Raw genomic sequence first — 17,755 nt, 5'->3', positions numbered from 1 at the left:
GGGGCATGTCTGAATGCAACTGACGGAAGAACAACAGGCGATTGAGGCGCGGGCGCAGGCGCTGGCCGGGTCGGAGAGCCTGAAGGTCATCGCCTATGCCGGAACCGGCAAGACAACGACGCTGCGCAGGGTTGCTGAAAGCCGCGCAGGGCAGGGCGCCTACCTGGCGTTCAACCGCAGTATTGCCCGGGAGGCGACCGGCAAGTTGCACGACACCGGGGCGCGGGTCTCGACGATGCACGCCCTGGCCTTGCGCGCGGTTCGGGATCGCTATGGCCCCATCGCGCTCACGGCCACAAATGCGAACGCTCTACGTGACGCCGGTGTGCTGCAGGGGCCAGGCCGGAGCGGGCCACCATGGAAAGGGCTCTTTCGCTGGGGGGAATACCGCTTTGCGGCTGCAGCGGCGCGCACGGTATCAGCCTTTTGCGCCTCCGCTGATGCGCATCTGACGGAGCATCACGCCCGCAAAGCGCTGATCGATGTCCTGGGCGACCCGAAGGCAATGGGCCCCGGACCACGGCGTGAGCGGGCCGAAAGCGCTCTTGGGCGACTGAGCGGACCGCTGACGCAAACAGCGACGGCCTATTTCCGGCACGCGCTCAGGGCGGGCGCGTTTGGCCATGACATCTATCTCAAGCTTGCCGACCTGTCACCGCCGCTGCGTGCGGCCATGTTTGACGCAGAAGACTATATCCTGATCGATGAAGCGCAGGACCTGTCACCGGTGCAGCGCGCCATCGTGACGGCGGCCGGTTGTCCTGTTGTTGCGGTTGGTGATCCCTACCAGCAAATCTACAGTTGGCGCGGGGCAGAGAATGCCCTGGGCCATCTTCCGGGCGAGAGCCTTTATCTCACCGGGAGCTTTCGGTTTGGACCCGACATTGCCGCGCTGGCGGGCCGGGTTCTGCACTCGCGCCCCGATCAGGGGCCAATGCATCCGCTGCGGGGCCTTGGGTCAGGGGGGTATGAGGGATGGGCCGGGGCGCATCACGCCGTGCTGTGCCGTACGAATGCGGGGGTCATTGATGCGGCCGGGCATTATCTTCGGCGCGGTTTTGCGGTCTGGGTGGACAGGTTCGATAGCGTTGTTGCCGACATGCGGGCGGCGCTGGCTCTGCAGGCGGGGCGCCGGATGGAGGGCGTGTCGGGGTCCATGGCGTCGTTTTGGACCTGGTCCGAGTTTGTGATGGAAGCCCGGCATGGGACCGATGCGGTGGTCACGCGGCTCTGCGAGATGATACAGAAAGGCGAGGCGGAGGTTGTGTTCGAGATCGATGGGGCCCGTGTCCGGACGGCCGCAGAGGCGCAGGTGGTGATCTTGACCTGCCACCGGGCCAAGGGCATGGAATGGCCTGCGGTCCAGCTTTGGGATGATTTCGGGCGCATTGACAAGCTGAACAAACGCTACAACGGTGCCGCCCGAAAATCGCAGCGCGCCGCCGAACTGGTGCTTGAGGAATGGAACATTCTCTACGTGGCCGTCACCCGCGCGGTGAACCGGGTCGCGCTCCCGGAAGATATGGAACTGCCGGAGTGATCTGGTTCGTGAGCGCGACCCGCACCCGTTTTCCGGTTTTCCGGTTTTCCGCCGCGCGGGTGGGCGACAGGGCCGGATTACCGGCTTTTATGCGCGGCAAGCTGCATGGCAATATTGAGCGCTTTGGGATCTTCGGTCTCCTTCAGCTCGTCGATGATGAGCGGGCGCAACGCGTCGTTTTGCGCGCCGTGTCGGCGCAGGAGCACAAGGATGTCCTCATCCAAAATCCCGACCAGGGCCGCTATGACCTGGCTGCCGGGCGCCCTGTCGAGCTCTTGCAATAATCCCTGTTTGGCAAAGGCATGCCCCAGCAGACCCGCAGAAATCAGCGCCGCCCGGCGCACGGACGGGTAGGGGTCCGACAGGCCTTTTTCCAGCAGATATGCCGGGGGATTGGCTTTTTGAACCAGTGTGAACCCGCAGACCCGAACTTCGGGAAGCTTGTGATCGAGCCAGTGCTCCAGCTGTCTCAATGGCACTGCCAGCCCGGCCGCAACGGCGGCCTGCAACACGCTCGGCAGCACTGTGTCGGGATGGGTGGCGCGGACAATGCGGGTCAGCGCCTCCCGTGCCGTGGCGGTTTCGATCCGGGCCAATGTGTCCAGCGCGCCGCGTTGTTCCACCAGCACGCCCTTGTCACCATAGCCTCTGAACCTGTGCCAGAGCGCGTCCAGCGCAGCAACAGCTGCGTCGCCAAGATCGCGGTTCAGGACCTCGTCACACAGATCGCCCACATTCGAAAGGTTCGCTTTCGGGATCAATGCGAGCAGGTCCGGGTCGCTCACTGTCTGCAGATTGACATCAGGGGGGCGCCATGACGGTGCGCAGACCGCTGTCGGGGTGTCCCCAAACAGGTCCATTTGCCTGGGTTTAAGTCCGTGTTTCGGGTGGGCCTGTTTCGGGCCGGGTGTCTTCGCCATCACACATCACCCATGTCCGCAAGACCAACGCCCGCAAGACCAACGCCCGCAATGACATCCGGCGACCCATTCCGGTCTGCCTGCAACAGATATGTCGATCCGGCCCGCCTCAATCCTCAAGCCTCAATGCACGCGCGTTGGGGAGGGGTCCCGCCCCGTCCAGGGCTCCATATCTGCCTCGCTCACCGTCAGAGTGTCGCTCACCTCGGCGCGCAGCGCATCCAGTTTCCGGGCCTCGCCCGGTATGAGGGTGACATGGATGTCATCATAGGCCTCGGCGACCTGCCAGAGGCAACCGCCCAGCACCAACCCGTATCGCACACTCAGGGCGACGGCCTTGGCGAATTCTGCGCGCAGCTCGGGGGTATCAGGATCGCGTCCGCACAGGCACAGGGTCAGCCCAGACGGACGAAGCTCGTCCGGATCATCCATCATCTCGCCCGTCCTCTGCGCTGGTTCACATACTGTCTTTTGCCATGCTGGCGGGCCGCATTCAAATAATTCAACCCGCAGGGCACGATTGCGCGACCCCCTACCAGCCATTGGCGTCGATCCAGCGGGAGAGCAGGCTCCTGCTGCGATAGCATTCATCCGGAATGGTGCGTCCGCGTGCACAGGCGATGCGCTCTGCATATCCGACCTGCCGGGAACTGGGCGTGTCGGGCCTGCCTTGCGCTTCGGGCTGTTTCAACTTGCCCTCATTGGCCTCGATCCATTCAGACAGCGCCTTCCGGTCCTGCTGGATGGCCCAGGGCAGGAGGAGATGGGCTGCAGCGGCGATGCGCCTGGCATAGCGCAGCTGGCGGTCCGTGGGGGGCAGAAAGGGCGTGGCGGCGGGAGCTTCCGCCTCGCGTGTGTGTTGAGGGGTCATGGCAGTGATCCTCTTCTCTCATGGTCCATGGTCTTAGAATGGAGCATTTGCGAGTTTATATCAACATCTGGTATCATTATGGATCGGAAATACAACATGTCGATTACAGGGCGGTGTGTCCCGGTTGCGGGTTTCACTCTGGAATGGGGGCTCACTTTATGGAGGCGATCATGTCAAAAATGCGGAACTTCGGTCAGGATGGCGGTTCAGTGCGTCGGGTGTAACCCATCAAAGGTGCCGAACCCATCTTCGGAGTTTATAGCCTGTAGCGAAGTCGAATGAAGCGGCAGCGACATTTATTTCAGATGGGGTGTTGCGCGATGTGCTGCTGTAATTCCGCGCGGGCAATGTTGATGATCCTGCTGCCGCGTGGCGTTGGATTTTCGCGGGCCTTGATGCGTCGCAGGAAGCTTTCGGGCCGCAGGCGGATGGATTTTTCCAGTAGCGTTCTGTCCCCGGTCGCCCCCTCTTTCGAAACGATCATGAAGTTGATTGTCTCGCAGGGCGGGTCCGTGCCGGAAATCCTGTGGCGGTAGAGTGTAAACCGGATATCGATCCAGTGTCGGGGTCGGGCTTCCAATCGGCTGTAGCGCCCGATCCGCGCCGCCTCGACCTTGCGCAAAATCGCCTTTGCTGTGTCGGATTCAGTCCGGATTATCTGTCCGTGGAGTGGCCGGGTTCGGAGGGCGCCGAACAGCAGCCATGGCGCGTTGCCCGGGGTGATTGTGGGTCTGAGATAGAGCGGGGTGTCGAAGAATGTACGAAACAAGGCCCTGATCAGCGTCAGGCTCGGCGAGATCCCGGTAACTTCGGTCACTATGCCGATCAACAGGTCTTCGTTTTCCGTGACGATCTGGCGAACGCTTCTGCCGTTAGGTGTCATGACTGCGGTTTCACAGCCATTCACCAGACCGGAACGGGCAGCCCTTTTGAACCGGGAGCAGGCCAGAATCTTTTCAAGATCATGGGTGAAGCCCTGAACGGGCTCCAGTTTGTGCCGCCCATGCGGTTCGGTACTCAGGGTTTCGAAAGGGTTTATCAGGCCCAGGGCATTGTCGCATTCCGGGCACATCCCGTAATAAAAGGCCTTGCTGCCGTCGTCGTTCTGCTGAACCCAGGGAAATTTCAGGCCGGTCATGTTTTCGATCGCCTCATAACTCACCTTCACGGGCGGTTCGGGGCCGAAGGTCAGTTTCACGGTGAGACTCATAGCGTTCATCAGGGGAATCGCACTTAAGCTTTGACAGTTGAGTCGAATTGGATTCTTGAGGTTTCATCATGCGATGGAGTTTCGAGATGCCGACATTATCCAGCTATTTCAATGAAGAAGACGATCCACGTGGAGGTAACGCGCCGCGGCATAAGTTCTGTGACCTGATGACGATCAGCCTGTTGTGTGCGCTGTCTGGCGGGGAGACTGCGGTCGATATGGAGCATTTTGGGCAGATGAAGGAGGAATTCCTTCGTGAATTTCTCGATTTGCCCCACGGCATCCCCTGCCATGATGCCTACTCGCGGCTCTTTCGCTTGATGAAGCCAACCAGCCTACAGGCCTTTTTCGACAAGTTCAGAAGCGACTTTGCTGCGGCCCATGCCGAGCATCCAGCGATCGCCATAGACGGCAAGGAGATGCGGCGCAGCTTTGACAGAGCGGCCTCCCAATCGAACCTGAACGTCGTCACTGCCTTTGCTCATGGCGCACGTCTGAGCCTTGGAGTGACGCAAAGTGCCAAGGGCGGCGGCGAGATTCTGGCTCTGCGCGAGCTGATTGAGATGCTGGACATTCGTGGCATCACCATCACGGCCGATGCCTTGCACTGCCAGCGGGAAACCTGTGACCTGATCGTGCAGGAAGGCGGTGACTATTGCATGCAGCTCAAGGGCAATCAGGGCGACATGCAAGCCGACGTGCGGGCTTTCGTGGCTGACCAGAATATTGAATACATTGATGAATACATCTCTGTAGAGGGTGACCATGGCCGGGTTGAGGAGCGGTCATATCGCGTCTACGACGTGCCAAACTATCTCGTCGACACCCATCAATGGCCGCACCTTGGCGCATTCGTTCATGTCGTTTCCAGGCGCACAGCAGGCGACACGACCAAGCAGTCCGAGCGGGTGTACCTCCTGTCAAAATGCTTCACCGCTCAGGCAGCCGCCACGCTGATCCGTGGCCACTGGGAAATCGAGGTAGTGGGTCACTTTGAAATATACCCCCTCAAAGGTTTGATTTGCACGTCTCGCGCGTAGGCCCCATATTGATGGTATGACAGACAAGCCCAAAAGACCCAGAGACGCAAACCAGCTTGCTAAGTTCATTGTGGACGCGGCGACGGGTGATGAAATAGTGTACGATAAGGACACTTCCCGGCAACGCGAGGGCGGCAAAAAGGGTGGTCAGGCGCGCGCGGCTAAGTTATCGTCCGAAAAAAGGCTAGAAATAGCAAGGGCAGCAGCAAAGGCGCGATGGGGCAATGGCGACGACTCTTCCTCTTCTGGATAAGGTCATTTTTTCTACAGTTGAAGAAGCAGAAGAGCGTGTAGAGGCCGCGCTTGAATGCGATATCCTGTATTATTATGGGGAACTCAGGACAGGTGCTGTCCCTTACTTCCGGGATATTGTCGAAATACTGAGCGACCGGCAGGGGAAGCGAAACACTCTGGGACTGTGCTTGACGACGCCTGGTGGGCAAGCGGAAGCGGTTGAGAAGATGGTCGAAATCATCCGCCATCATTACGATTACTTCTACACCATTGTCCCGAGGGCCGCGATGTCCGCAGGCACTATTCTTTCGATGGCTGCCGACAAAATTTTTATGGATTACGCTTCATCCTTGGGGCCTATCGACCCTCAAGTGCCTGATCGCGAGGATAAGTTTCTTGTTCCGGCGCTTGGTTATCTCGATAAAGTCAACGAAATGTTAAAGAAGAGCGACGATGGTAGCATAACACCTGCGGAATTTCAGATGCTACAAAACCAAGATTTGGCAATGTTGGCGTTCTATGAACAATCAAAGAACCTGTCTGAGTCACTGCTTAAAAAGTGGTTGACTGACTACAAGTTCAAAGACTGGGACACACACCGAACCACGAACCCCGGAGACCCCGTGACATACGAAGAGAAGCAGGCACGGGCGGAAGAGATAGCTGCAAAGCTTTCGAACAATCAGCTTTGGCACTCTCATGGTCGGATGATTGGAATGCAGAAACTTAGGGATGAGTTAAGGCTTGAGATTGAAGACTACGGGTCTGTTGCTGAGCAGCGAGAGGCTATTCGCCGATATTGTGACACATTGACCGGATACCTTGAGCGCCAAGGCTCGCCGTTCTATATCTTCAATCGTCACGTTCAGTAGGAGAAGCGCATGTCTATAGCAGAGGATGTGGCAACCGCTCTCAGCCAAGAGGAGCGGAGCCGGGGGGATGATTTCGAAAAACAATTAGAGGCCTACGAGAAGTTTCGTAAGAGGATGGAAGATGCGGGTGTTGCTCCAAAGAAGCAGGATTTCAGCATTCCTCTTATAGAAAGAATTGGGACCTTTAGCTTTTCAAACTGACCAATAGTCAAGTATATTGGTCAGTTTGAAATTAGTTTGGGTTTATGAGAAAGCTCGACACGAAAACCCGCGCCCTGATCATCCGCCTTCTAGTTGAAGGCAACAGTATTCGCGCCACCTCGCGGATCGCAGACGTTTCCAAGAATACAGTCAACAAGCTTCTCAATGACGCTGGTGCAGCTTGCGCCAAATATCATGACGAACACGTGCGCAACGTCAAAGCCTCGGTAATCCAGTGCGATGAAATCTGGTCGTTCACGTATGCCAAGCAAAAGAACGTAGCGACTGCAAAAGCTGCCCCAGAACACGCTGGTGACACATGGACTTGGACCGCCATCGACAGCGATAGCAAGTTGATCGTGTCTTACATGGTTGGCGGGCGCGACAGCGAATACGCAATCGAGTTTATGGACGATCTTCGCGCCCGTTTGGCAAACCGGGTGCAACTCACTACAGACGGCCACAAGGCGTATTTGGAAGCCGTAGAGGGCGCGTTTGGCGGGGATGTAGACTATGCCCAGCTTATCAAAATGTATGGTGGTGAAACTGGCTCAAAAGGTCACGAGAAGAAATACAGCCCCGCAGAATGCACCGGGATCAAGAAACGCACCGTGGAAGGTCGCCCGGACAAAGCGCTTGTCAGCACCAGCCACGTTGAACGCCAGAATCTTACTATGCGGATGCACATGCGCCGCTTTACGCGCCTGACCAATGCGTTCAGCAAGAAGGTCGAGAACCACATGCACGCGGTAGCGCTGCACTTTATGTATTACAACTTCGTCAAGGTCCACCAGACGCTTAAAGTGACGCCCGCAATGGAAGCTGGTCTGACAGATCGTCTCTGGGATATCTCCGATCTGGTGGCTATCGTGGATGCCAACGAACCTGCCCCGAAAAAGCGCGGGCCTTACAAACCTCGCAAGAAAGCAATTTCAAAGTGACTCACTACCGAAATCGAGAACAGCTTGCATTGGTCACTGGATGTTGTGATGAACGACGATCATCACCGCGCGCGGAAAGACAACGCGCCCGCAAACTTCGCCGCGTTACGACGGATCGCATTGGGCATCATCAAGACAAATACCGCGAAAGGCTCAAACCGCGTGAAGTTCAAAAAGGCAGGCTGGAGTAACGACTTTCTGCGCACTCTAATCGCAGGTGTCAATCGGCATTGAATAATGACCCCCCATCGGCGTCCAAATTTGACCCCCCTTGGAGCTAAGAGGGGCGTTGAGGGGGTCGTGTTTAGGTTGATTCAGGAGGGGGTGGACAGCAGGTCAAACCGAAAAGAGAGCGTAGCTCGACTGAAGGTTTGACCTGCTGTCTGTTTTGAATTTATTCCCCGATTTCGAGGTTAGTCGCGGTGGTTAATTCGCCAGCTTTCGTTCCCGGTTTCGATGATATCGCAATGGTGTGTCAGTCGATCCAGGAGAGCAGTGGTCATTTTGGCATCTGTGAACACACTCGGCCATTCAGCAAATGCGAGGTTGGTTGTTAGCAGAATAGACGTTCGCTCGTACAGTTTGCTGATGAGATGGAAGAGTAATCGTCCACCAGACTCTGCGAACGGCAGATAACCGAGTTCGTCTATAATCACGAGGTCGACGCGGATCAGCTGCTCGCTGAGCCGCCCGGCGTTGCCTTCGCGATGTTCAGCCTCCAGCTTGTTCGCGAGATCCACAGCGCTGAAGAACCTGACCCGCCGGCGGTTATTGACCGCGTGGCCCCCGATCGCTGTTGCGAGATGCGTTTTGCCCGATCCGGTTCCACCGACCAGCACGCCATTCCTGGCCTGGTCCATAAAATCGCCGTCATGAAGATTGCGCACGACTTCCTCGTTGACGGGGCTGACCGTGAAGTCGAACTCAGGTAAGGACTTGCAGACCGGGAACTTTGCGGCACCCATCTGATACCGGATCGAGCGCGCAGTCTTTTCGGCCAGTTCGGCCGTGAGGAGTTCGGCCACGACCTGTTGGGGCCGCCAGTTGTTTTTGGCTGCGGCCTGCATCACTTCGTCAAAGCAGTTGACGATGCCTGGCAACTTCAGTTGACGGGCAAGTTCGAGAATTTCCTTACGCAGTTGCATGGGAGCCTCCAAGCCTGTCATAGCGAGCGCAATCCGCGATCGGTGCCATTTTCAGCTGCAGGTGGGCAGGCGGCTCAATCGCCTTTGGCGGCGGGGGATTGGTGCGCCGAGAGACAATGTTCAGGATCGCATCGGCCTTGCGCAGGCCAGATTTTAGAGCTTCTTCGCAGGCAGCCTCGACCACATCAATGTCGTGCTGGTAAGCAGCGAAAAGAATATCGGCAAGTTGCCGGTCTCCGTCGGATGTGCCCCGCAGATGGGTCCAGATCTGCGTCATTGCCGGTGGTAGGTCCCAGTCACGGAACGGTGCTCCATTGCGCAGAGCGCCAGGCTTGCGCTTGAGGACGGGCACATAGTGCCAAGGGTTGAAGATCGTTTTTCCTCGGCCGAAGCACCGTTCGTGCTCTCCGACAATCTCACCGTCTTGGCGCAGGACAATCCGCGTGGCGTAGACCTGCAACTGGACCTGACGTCCAACAGCTCTTGCCTCAACGCTGTATTTGTTTCTTTCGAAGTTGATCAGGCAGGTTCGGCTCACGGCGACCGTCTTTTCACGGAACCCGACGAAGGGCTTCTGCAGATGCGTCAGCAGCGGCTTTTCCTGCTGGAACTCCTCCCAGACCGTCACCTCCAGGTTTTCCGGATGCCGCAGTTCTTTTGCGCGTTTGATCGCGTCTTTTTGCAGCCGGGCATTCAATTCATCGAAGTCGGCCACCTCCAGACGCGGTGTAAAACTATAGGCGCGGCTCTCCTTGACCAGATTCTCAACCTGACCCTTCTCCCAACCGGCCGCGCGCGTACAGGCGATCGGGTTCACCAGATGATGAGAACACATCCGGGAGAATGCCTTGTTGAACTTTCTTTCCTTGCCCGACAGGATCGCATCGACGGCGGTCGTCATGTTATCGTAGATCCCGTTGATGCAGCCTCCACCAAAGAATTTGAAGGCCTCGTCGTGGGCATCAAAGACCATCTCCTGCGTCTCGCGCGGATAGGCAATGGAGAATGGCATGCGGCTATGGCAAAGTTTGAAATGGGCAACCTTCACGGTCGTGAGTGCATCGTCCATCAAAACCGTCTCCACACTCCAGTCGAACTGGTACGCCTCCCCAGGATCAAAGATCAGCGGGATGAACGCCTGCGCCTGTTGTCGGCCGTGCGCAATGCGCCAATTCTTTGTGTAGCGTCGAACACTGTCATACCCGCCGCCAAAACCATCATCGGAGAGTTCCTTCCAGATTTTGGTCATCCGCTTGCGGTGTTTCTTCGGAAGCGCCTCGTTCTCCTCAAGCGTTTCATCCAGACGCGCGCGCCAAGGCCCGAGCACCGGGTATGGCTGCGATTTGCGCTCATATTTGAACTCCGTCACTCCCGATCGGATTATCTTTCGAACCGTTGCACGGCTCAAATTGAGCGAACGGCAAATTTCCTTGATGCTCTTTTTTTCGATCAGGTGTAAGCGACGCACTTTTCTAATAGTTTCCACGCAAATCATCCCGCTTGCCTCTCCATCGACTGCTCAATGAAAAGGATGTCTACAACCATAGGGAGGGGTCAAATTTGGACGCCGATTTCCCCGCTTAGGGGGTCAAAATTGCACGCTTTTCTACAGCGAGGGCAAGGTGTTGTATCGCGGCCACCACGTTGCGTTCGGTGATCCGATGTTCGGAAACAGGTGTGCGCAGAATGGCAAAGGCCCGTGTGCCGCAGCAGGGACACCCGAGTGCGTTTTCATGAACAGCCAGTGTCACGAATTGCGCAGGATATTGGGCGGGGTCGGCCCGTTCCTGTTCCGGTGGCAATGCCAGGGCAACCGGGGCAGGTTGCTTCAGTATCGCTTCCGGTTCGAGGTCGTCGGGGATCAGGGTGCGCCAGGTGTCTGCAACCGGCGGCAGCAGGCCCTGGAACCCGCCGTTGTCGAGCAATGCAAGAAAGGCGGCGGCCATCTCATCCGCGCCTATCGTACAGCGCAGCCCGAACCTGTCCTCGAACGTCACCCGCGCCGAGCGATCGACGTATTCGAAGGGTGGAAAAGACGGCAGGATTTGTGGAAAGTACTCCTCTTCGAGCCATCGTTCGCAGTCGTCTAACGGGCGGTTCGGGTCCGTCTCGATCTCTTTGTCGTCCGTCATGTCATGTTTCCTGTGCTGTGAAATTGTGCACGAAGCCAGCGAGCGCCTTTGGCGGTGCGTTTTTCATGCGCCGGTGGGAATTCTGGCGCATTCAGCGCGGTTCAGGTTGCGGGCTGATCCGGTTCATCCCCGTCCAGCATCTCTTTGAGCAGTGTCCTGTGGCGTTCGGGATGGGCGCCCTGATCGAGAAAGCCGGCCAGTTCCTGCGCGATGAGCCGGGCGAGGTCGTCGCGCTCTGCGCGGCGATCCAGCACCCATGATCCCAGCAGGATGAGGCGATGGGCGCGCACCCGGTGTTCGGCGCGGGGGACGGATTGCGTGTCTTCTCCCTGGATGGTGCCTGTGTCATGCGCTTCGGGGTCGGCCAGAAACCCCTCGAGCAGATCGAGATTGCGCCGGGCGACGGTTTTTGTGGGATGGTCGCTCAGAAAGGCGCGGATATCCTCGACAATTGCCGCATGCAGGTCGGGCTTGTGGCGGCATTGGGCGACCAGAAAGCCACCCAGGATGGCCTTGCGCCGCCCGTCATCCTTGCGCTGGCGGGCGTTGAGGCGTGCCTTTTTGCTGTGCAATCCGGCCAGGGTGGAATGTTTCGGCTTCAGCGTGTCGATTGTGGCATTGAACATATCGGCCAGTTGTTTGTTGCTGAGACGGAAACGGAAATAGCCTGCCTTGTCGGCGGCGGTGATGAGCCTGAGTTCCTCGCGTTTGCGCACACGGGACAGTTCCGCGTCGAGATCGGCCTGCTTTTCCTCCGGGGTTTGCGTCCTGTACGTGCGTTTGGCTTTTGGCGTGTCGCTCATGGGGTGTCTTCCTTTCGATGGCGGGGGGTGCTGCGGCTTTGTTTGCGCTGGTCTGTCCGCTCCCGCGCCCTGCGGGTTTGCGGGGGGTCGGTGTCGATGAGAATGAGGGGGCGCCACCAGCCGCGGATCTGTTCGGGCGCGAGGGGGCCGAGGATGCGGCTGTCGAGCGCCCGGGCTGTGTCGCCTGCCACGGTGAGGCGTCCCCCTTCATGTCGGGCGGCAATACGTTTGAGAATGCGCGGGGCGTCGGGGCTGCCCGGCGCGCAAAGCGTTGCATGGCTCCGGACAGTGTGGTGACGGTGTCCGAGGCAGAAGGTGACGTAGGTGGCGCGGTCGGGGTCTGCGCGCAGATAGAGCCCGCGGGGCACGGAGGGGCTGGCATTGCCGATGACCCGGCCTGTGCGGTTCAGCGTCCCGAGCGCCAGCAGCAGACAGGTCACGATCCCGACACCGACCAGAACCCGAAAGGGCATCATGGCGGGCAGGGTCCTGGTCAGTCTGCCCGCACCCTGGCGGTATCTGGTCGCGTGATCCGTCACTGTTCAGCCGCCCCTCGCGGCTTGCCTGCGAGACTGCGCCGCAGGCTCTCGAGCCGCTGGGCCGGGGATCTGTCGGTGCGGGCCGCGCAGCGCCAGGCATGGGTTTCATAGCGGGTGGCGGGATGGGAGAGGCACCAGAGCAGGCGATCCCGCAGGCGTGCACCAACGGGCGCGTCGCCTGCGTCATCGGGGTGGGCCAGAAGCCGGTTTGTCCAGGGCGCGAGATTGAGCGGAACGGGGGGCATTGGCGCGGGGTCGGGATGATGGGGGCCGAACCAGAAGAGACGCCAGAGGTGCAGCGCGCGGGTCAGGGCGGCATGGACGCGGGGTCGTCTCTCCAGCCAGCGGCTCCGGCGACGCCTGAGCGGGTGCGGGTCGGTGGCAAAGAGCAACTGCTCCGGCGCGACCCCTGCGACACAGGCCCAGAAGGCGCGCGGGTCTGTGTCGGGGTCAGGGATCGTCATCGCGGCCCCGGCGGCGGGATGGAGAGCTTGCGGCGACGCAGCCTGCGGCGGGCCAGACGCAGATGAAAGCTTTTCGCCCTGCGCAGATGTTGGCGCTTGAGGGCTTTCCGCCTGCGCAAGGCCTGGAGATGGGTGCGGGTCATGCCGCCCCGCCGGGTTTGGATCTGTCTTCGGGGTGTTCATCTTTGCTGTCCTCTTCCTTGTCTGTCGGGCCTGTCGGGTCTGGCAGGTCGTGCGGTCCCGGTGGATGCGCCGCCTCAAGCGCGGCGAGAACCGCGCCCGCGCCCTGGGTTCTCATCGTGTCGTTGAGATCGCGCTTGCTGCCTTCGGGCTCCGGTGCGCGCGCGATGCGCAAGGCACAGCCGCGCTCCATGTGACGGGCCACGGCTTTGCGAAACGCCTGTCCGGCGGGGCTGCCCGGTGCGTCCTGATCGGGGGCAAGGATGATGTCGCGGTCTGTGGGCAGCGGTGCGGTCTTCCAGTTTGAAACGCCAAAGACGGCCCAGCTTTCCCGCCCCGTGAGATGCCGGAGTGTGAGGGCGGTTTCCGGTCCTTCCGCGACAAGCAGCGGGCCGGGCTTTGGGCGGGCGGAAGGTGCCGCGCCTTCTGCAGCCGGTCGGGCGGCGAAGCGGGCGGGGGCGCCCGCGACTGTCCCGAAACAGGGTTTGGCGGTCTTGAGTTTCACCTTGCGCCCCGTTCTGGTGAGCAGGATGCGTTGGCCGCCGGTACGGGTGCCTGTTTCATCCTGCGCCCAGATGACAAGGGACGGGCGGTCTGGCGCGTGCAGGCCTTTGAGCTGCGGCTCAGGCAAAACCGTATTCAGCGCTGGCAGGAAGGCCAGTCCAGTTTCCGGCCAGTGCAAAAGAGAGCGGCTGGTCAAATAGGTCTCGGCGGGTGTTCCGCTGACATCGGTTGCTTGTTCGGACAAGGCCGATACCAGCATGTCTCTTTCTTCTGCCCTGCGCTGTTCCTCTTCTTGTGCCTTACGCTCGCGTTCCTTTTTGCGGTCTTCGCGGGCTTTGCGTTTGGCCGGTGTGTCCTGCGATGGAGAAAAGCCGGCCAACTTGGCTGCTTCTTCGAGGACACGTGGAAAATTGTCTTTTGCCTTGGTGAGACCGCATTCCTCGATGGCAATGAGGTCGAAGATGTCGCCGCTTTGTTCGGTGCCGTGATCTTTCCAGCGTCCGCGTTTCTCACCGGACATGCGCATGGAGAAGGACGGGTTGTCCTTTGCGCGCCATTCCTGTGCTCTGCGTCGGACAGGCTCACCGCAGAAATTACGGAACAAATCTTCTATGTGTGGGTCGATAGCTTCACGAATGTCATCGGCGTTGAGGGCGGCTCTGCGTTTTGAGATCGGATCGGTCGTGCTCTTCGGTTTGCGTCGGTCGGAGCGCGCGGGTTTTGAGCGATCCGATTCAGATCTATTATCTTGCGCGTCGGGCGGGTCCTTATCCTCTTCGGCGCTCGATTCTGATTCTGGCTTCTCTTGTTCAGGGTGTGCGTCCGCGATGTCGGAGGTTGTTTCCGTGTCGTCGGCTTTCGCGTGGGTATCGACGCGGCCTTCCTCATCGCGCGCGTCTTCTACGGCATCATTTTCTGTCCCTTGCGCATCCTGCTTGCTGGCCGTCCCGGATGTGTCGTCGGCCTCGGGATCAGGCTGATCGGTGCCTGGGTTGTTGCCGTCGTCTTGTCTCTGCGGATCGCTTGATGCGGTCTCCGGCGGGGTGTCCGCTGGATGATCTTCCTGAGACGGAACAGGTCCTGCCGGTTCCGACTGCGTTGAGTCTTCGGATTGAACCGTTTCACCCTGATCGGCTTCGGTTGGTTGGTCTGGCTTGGTGTCGGGTGGCTTTTCTGCGTCCGCCGCTGCGCCGCTCGTCTTTTTCCTGGCGCGCCTCTTCTTTGCCGCTGGCGGATTGTCCGTCGCAGCATCGTTCTCTGCGTCTGGGCGTTCAGGACTTTCCTTTGCAGGTTCTGGGGCGCTGTTCTTCGCAGCCTTCCCGCCGGCTTTCTTCGTCTTTGGCTTGGCGCGCTTTTTGTCTTCGGTCTTCAGGACATCCACTGCGCCGTCGATTTCAGCGTTGCGCAGGTCTTCTCCCCGGTCGCGCTGCGTCTCATATCCCATTTTCTTCAGGAGCGTCCTTGCCAGAACATCTTCCGTACGGGGACGTTCTGCCAGAAGCGACAGAATGGTTTGCACAGCCTTGCGGTCTTGTGGGTTCAGCCCATCGACTTCCGGCTCAAGAGCCAATGCCCGGTACAAGCCGCTGGCCGGATTGTCATGATCCTCCGGGGGGGGTCCCAGCAGCGCGCCCGGCTGATCCTGAGCATCCGCCTGTTGCGTATCAGCCTTGGGGCCCTGATCCTGCGCATCAGTCGGCGGCTCACTGGTTTTTACGTCCTGGTCCGCAGCATCTACATCTGTATCACTGCCCTTGATCTTCTCGCGCTCTCGTATCTCAGCCCGTGCAGCATCAAGCCGCGCCTTGATCCTGGCCTGATACTTCAGCGCGGGGTTGGGTCGTTCTGTGTTGGCGCCCGCAGTCCCTTCTGTGGCAGCTTGACGAGCAGCCGGGGAGACAGGCGCATTGGAAAGATCGCTGTCGTCTGCTTTCGTTCCAGCATCACCCTGCGGCATGTGCTGTGCCGGATCGGACCCTCCTGCCTCTGCGGGGCGTATTTCCCCGGTCTCTGGATCGACGCTCTCCTGTGGTCTGCGATTCCGCCGCAGTCCGGGCTGTGGATCGGGCAGGGTGCGCTGCTTGCGCGCGCGCATCTCGTCCAGGAGGGCCTTGCGCCGCCTGGTGGCTGCGAGCTCCCCGGCCACCGCGTCGGGTGATCTGACGCGGTCATTCATCTCCTTGCGGGTGAAGTAGATCGCCTTGGTTGCGAGGATGGGCCGGGACTTGCGGGTGAACACGATCGAGCCATGGGCGGGCAATTGCCCGAGTGCGGCGGCGGACATCAGCGACACTTCGCGGATCTGTTCCTGCTCGCTCGTTGAGACGCTCCCGCCCATCGGGACCATGACCGGGTTGGAAGAGGAAGAGCCTTGCACATGGGTGCGCAGGGTGCGCCGTCCCAGCATGGTGACGATATCATTGGCGGTGCGGGAGGCGCCGACGGCGCTGATCACCCGCGCCTCGCAACTGTCCATCCAGGCCGCGGCCCCGGCCTCGGAGCCCCAGGCTTTGACCATCTGGCCGTAGCTCTGGTAGATGAGCATCAGGTGCAGCCCGATGGAGCGGCCCGCGTCACGAATGGTGTTGAGCGCGCTCATGCCGCCCAGCACCCGGGCCTCGTCGATCAACAGGAGCCGTCTGGCGCGGGGCCGGTCGGGCTGCTCGATCAGTTCGCTTGCCACATAGATGGCGCCGATCAGCAGGCGGGGAAAGGAGGAGAAATCCTCCGCCGCCTGTGCGGGGAAGTTGATGTAGAGATCGGTGTCGGGATCAAGGGCGGACAGGTGCGCGTCGGCGCTTGCGTCGGATTGGCTATAGGCGGCGATATCGGGAAAGCGGGTGAAGGCGAGCTTGTTGGAGATGCCCTTGACCACGCCGGGGAAGGTGCGCTCGTCGAGTGCTGCCAGGCCTTCCATCTCGTCCGCAATAAAGGGGAAGTTATGGCGTTTTGCAATCTCGCGGGCCTCGTTGATCACCGCCTCGCGCTCCCGGTTGATGAACTTCGAGATGTCCTGGGCGACGTTCCTGCTGCCCCGCGCGATAAAATGTCCCATGAGGGCGGCGAAGAGCGTGGTGGACATCTCGTGGAAATACTCGGAGATGTCGGAGGCGCGTTCGTTCAGCGGCATCAGGGTGCGGGCCATGGTGAGATAGACGGAAGGGGCCTGAGGTGCCAGCGGGGCGATCATGCGGAACGGGTCAAAACCGCACCCGGCATCGATCACACGAGGTTTGAAGCCCATCGCTTCGCGGGCGTGGCGTGTGCGTGCATAGAGGTCACCCTTTGGATCGATCACCACGATGGGTTTGTTGTAATGAAGGATATTGGGGATGACGATGCCGGCGGTCTTGTAGCCTGCGGAGGCGGCGAGCACGATCACGTGACCGTTGCCCTGTTCGGGGTTCATGGTGATGAGGCGGCCCTTGCCCTGTCTCTTCCATGTGCGGGGTTTGCCCGGCTCAAAACCGGGCGTGTCCTCCAGCGGGTCGGTATGTTCTCCCAGCACGATCCCGCCCTTATGTGTGAACCTGTCGCGGATATCGGCGGCGCTGGCCCATGTGGCCTGTGGCAGGCCTTCGGCCTTTCCGCCTCCGGCGGAGCCTGAGCCTTCGCCTGTGTCCCGGCCCATCTCGCGCAGCCATGCGGTGAAGCGCAACCAGGGGCGGGCGAGGACCATGAATGTGACCATCGCCATGGTGAGCATTCCACCGAGCCTTATGAAGTTGCCCAGAGTTGCCTGTTTCCGGAATATGTTGATCAGTATATCCCCGGCCCGGAGATGTTCGTGCCAATAGAGCGCCCATCCGGGATCATTCTGCCAGGGCCGCCCCCAGTAGATCAGCACGGGCGCAACCCAGAGCAGCCACCAGAAGGCCGAGCGGTATCCCGTCATCCATGCTGTGACATGACCGATCAGGGGCGGCAGGAGCAGAACCGTGATCACGGTGGCCTCGTACCAGTCTCCGGGCAATATTCCGCGTTTGTAGAGCCCCGCATTCTGTTGAAAGCCGATCCCGATGGCCAGAAGCACCAGCATGGGGATCACTACGGGCACGCGGGTTACGTTGCCGGCAAACACGGTCAGGCCACCTCGCAGCCAGCCGGGCACACGGTTCAGAACGGTTATGGTCCAGAGTGAAATCATCTGCATGGGGGC

General features: G+C 59.9%; 17 protein-coding genes. 6 read left to right on the top strand and 11 right to left on the bottom strand.

Annotated elements, in window-relative coordinates; translation table 11 throughout:
- Nucleotides 1-13: 13 nt before the first annotated feature.
- Nucleotides 14-1,540 (top strand): UvrD-helicase domain-containing protein, encoded by a 1,527-nt coding sequence (locus ACOERD_RS07880; RefSeq protein WP_419738643.1) that lies wholly within the window; start codon nucleotides 14-16, stop codon nucleotides 1,538-1,540.
- A 77-nt stretch (nucleotides 1,541-1,617) separates the two neighbouring features.
- Here ACOERD_RS07880 and ACOERD_RS07875 read toward each other — a convergent pair whose 3' ends face one another.
- The 4 genes from ACOERD_RS07875 to ACOERD_RS07860 all read right to left on the bottom strand — a co-directional run bounded on the left by ACOERD_RS07875 (nucleotide 1,618) and on the right by ACOERD_RS07860 (nucleotide 4,529).
- Nucleotides 1,618-2,460, bottom strand: coding sequence for a HEAT repeat domain-containing protein (locus ACOERD_RS07875; RefSeq protein WP_419738642.1), 843 nt, complete (start codon nucleotides 2,458-2,460; stop codon nucleotides 1,618-1,620).
- A gap of 123 nt (nucleotides 2,461-2,583) precedes the next feature.
- The gene (locus tag ACOERD_RS07870; RefSeq protein ID WP_419738641.1) at nucleotides 2,584-2,895 is read right to left on the bottom strand and encodes a hypothetical protein; all 312 of its coding nucleotides are present in this window, start codon (nucleotides 2,893-2,895) and stop codon (nucleotides 2,584-2,586) included.
- A gap of 97 nt (nucleotides 2,896-2,992) precedes the next feature.
- Nucleotides 2,993-3,331: a hypothetical protein gene (locus ACOERD_RS07865; RefSeq protein ID WP_419738640.1), complete on the bottom strand. Its 339-nt coding sequence runs from the start codon at nucleotides 3,329-3,331 to the stop codon at nucleotides 2,993-2,995.
- 301 nt (nucleotides 3,332-3,632) lie between these two features.
- A complete protein-coding gene (locus tag ACOERD_RS07860; RefSeq protein WP_419738639.1) occupies nucleotides 3,633-4,529 on the bottom strand; it encodes a hypothetical protein in 897 nt (298 codons plus the stop codon).
- A 98-nt stretch (nucleotides 4,530-4,627) separates the two neighbouring features.
- Here ACOERD_RS07860 and ACOERD_RS07855 point away from each other — a divergent pair, with 98 nt between their 5' ends.
- From ACOERD_RS07855 to ACOERD_RS07835, 5 genes are all read left to right on the top strand, one after another.
- On the top strand, nucleotides 4,628-5,581 hold the full coding sequence (locus tag ACOERD_RS07855) for an ISAs1 family transposase (RefSeq protein ID WP_419738638.1): 954 nt from the start codon (nucleotides 4,628-4,630) through the stop codon (nucleotides 5,579-5,581).
- Between the two features lie 224 nt (nucleotides 5,582-5,805).
- Complete coding sequence (locus tag ACOERD_RS07850) at nucleotides 5,806-6,687, top strand: SDH family Clp fold serine proteinase (RefSeq protein ID WP_419738637.1); 882 nt, start codon at nucleotides 5,806-5,808, stop codon at nucleotides 6,685-6,687.
- 9 nt (nucleotides 6,688-6,696) lie between these two features.
- Complete coding sequence (locus ACOERD_RS07845) at nucleotides 6,697-6,888, top strand: hypothetical protein (RefSeq protein WP_419738636.1); 192 nt, start codon at nucleotides 6,697-6,699, stop codon at nucleotides 6,886-6,888.
- Nucleotides 6,889-6,932: 44 nt separating this feature from the next.
- A complete protein-coding gene (locus ACOERD_RS07840) occupies nucleotides 6,933-7,829 on the top strand; it encodes an IS1 family transposase (protein WP_419738635.1) in 897 nt (298 codons plus the stop codon).
- A gap of 48 nt (nucleotides 7,830-7,877) precedes the next feature.
- Nucleotides 7,878-8,063 carry a hypothetical protein gene (locus tag ACOERD_RS07835; RefSeq protein WP_419738634.1) on the top strand — a complete coding sequence of 62 codons (186 nt, stop codon included), beginning with the start codon at nucleotides 7,878-7,880 and terminating at the stop codon, nucleotides 8,061-8,063.
- Nucleotides 8,064-8,242: 179 nt separating this feature from the next.
- On the opposite strand, the gene istB is transcribed toward ACOERD_RS07835, so the two are convergent.
- From istB to ACOERD_RS07800, 7 genes are all read right to left on the bottom strand, one after another.
- A complete protein-coding gene (istB, locus tag ACOERD_RS07830; protein ID WP_419737606.1) occupies nucleotides 8,243-8,974 on the bottom strand; it encodes an IS21-like element helper ATPase IstB in 732 nt (243 codons plus the stop codon).
- Nucleotides 8,961-10,469, bottom strand: a complete 1,509-nt coding sequence (gene istA / locus ACOERD_RS07825) for an IS21 family transposase (RefSeq protein WP_419737976.1) — start codon at nucleotides 10,467-10,469, stop codon at nucleotides 8,961-8,963. The genes istB and istA overlap by 14 nt, the downstream gene beginning before the upstream one ends.
- Before the next feature lie 85 nt (nucleotides 10,470-10,554).
- Complete coding sequence (locus tag ACOERD_RS07820; protein ID WP_419738633.1) at nucleotides 10,555-11,106, bottom strand: hypothetical protein; 552 nt, start codon at nucleotides 11,104-11,106, stop codon at nucleotides 10,555-10,557.
- Nucleotides 11,107-11,207: 101 nt separating this feature from the next.
- The gene (locus ACOERD_RS07815) at nucleotides 11,208-11,909 is read right to left on the bottom strand and encodes a hypothetical protein (RefSeq protein ID WP_419738632.1); all 702 of its coding nucleotides are present in this window, start codon (nucleotides 11,907-11,909) and stop codon (nucleotides 11,208-11,210) included.
- Nucleotides 11,906-12,385 carry a hypothetical protein gene (locus ACOERD_RS07810; RefSeq protein WP_419738631.1) on the bottom strand — a complete coding sequence of 160 codons (480 nt, stop codon included), beginning with the start codon at nucleotides 12,383-12,385 and terminating at the stop codon, nucleotides 11,906-11,908. The genes ACOERD_RS07815 and ACOERD_RS07810 overlap by 4 nt, the downstream gene beginning before the upstream one ends.
- Before the next feature lie 59 nt (nucleotides 12,386-12,444).
- Entirely contained in the window at nucleotides 12,445-13,095 is a 651-nt protein-coding gene (locus ACOERD_RS07805; protein WP_419738630.1) for a hypothetical protein, read from the bottom strand.
- A complete protein-coding gene (locus ACOERD_RS07800; protein WP_419738629.1) occupies nucleotides 13,052-17,749 on the bottom strand; it encodes a type IV secretory system conjugative DNA transfer family protein in 4,698 nt (1,565 codons plus the stop codon). The genes ACOERD_RS07805 and ACOERD_RS07800 overlap by 44 nt, the downstream gene beginning before the upstream one ends.
- Nucleotides 17,750-17,755 lie beyond the last annotated feature (6 nt).

Origin of the sequence: Ruegeria sp. (assembly GCF_965199275.1) — a bacterium.
GTDB lineage: Bacteria > Pseudomonadota > Alphaproteobacteria > Rhodobacterales > Rhodobacteraceae > Ruegeria.
This window is presented reverse-complemented; position numbering and strand designations above follow the sequence as displayed.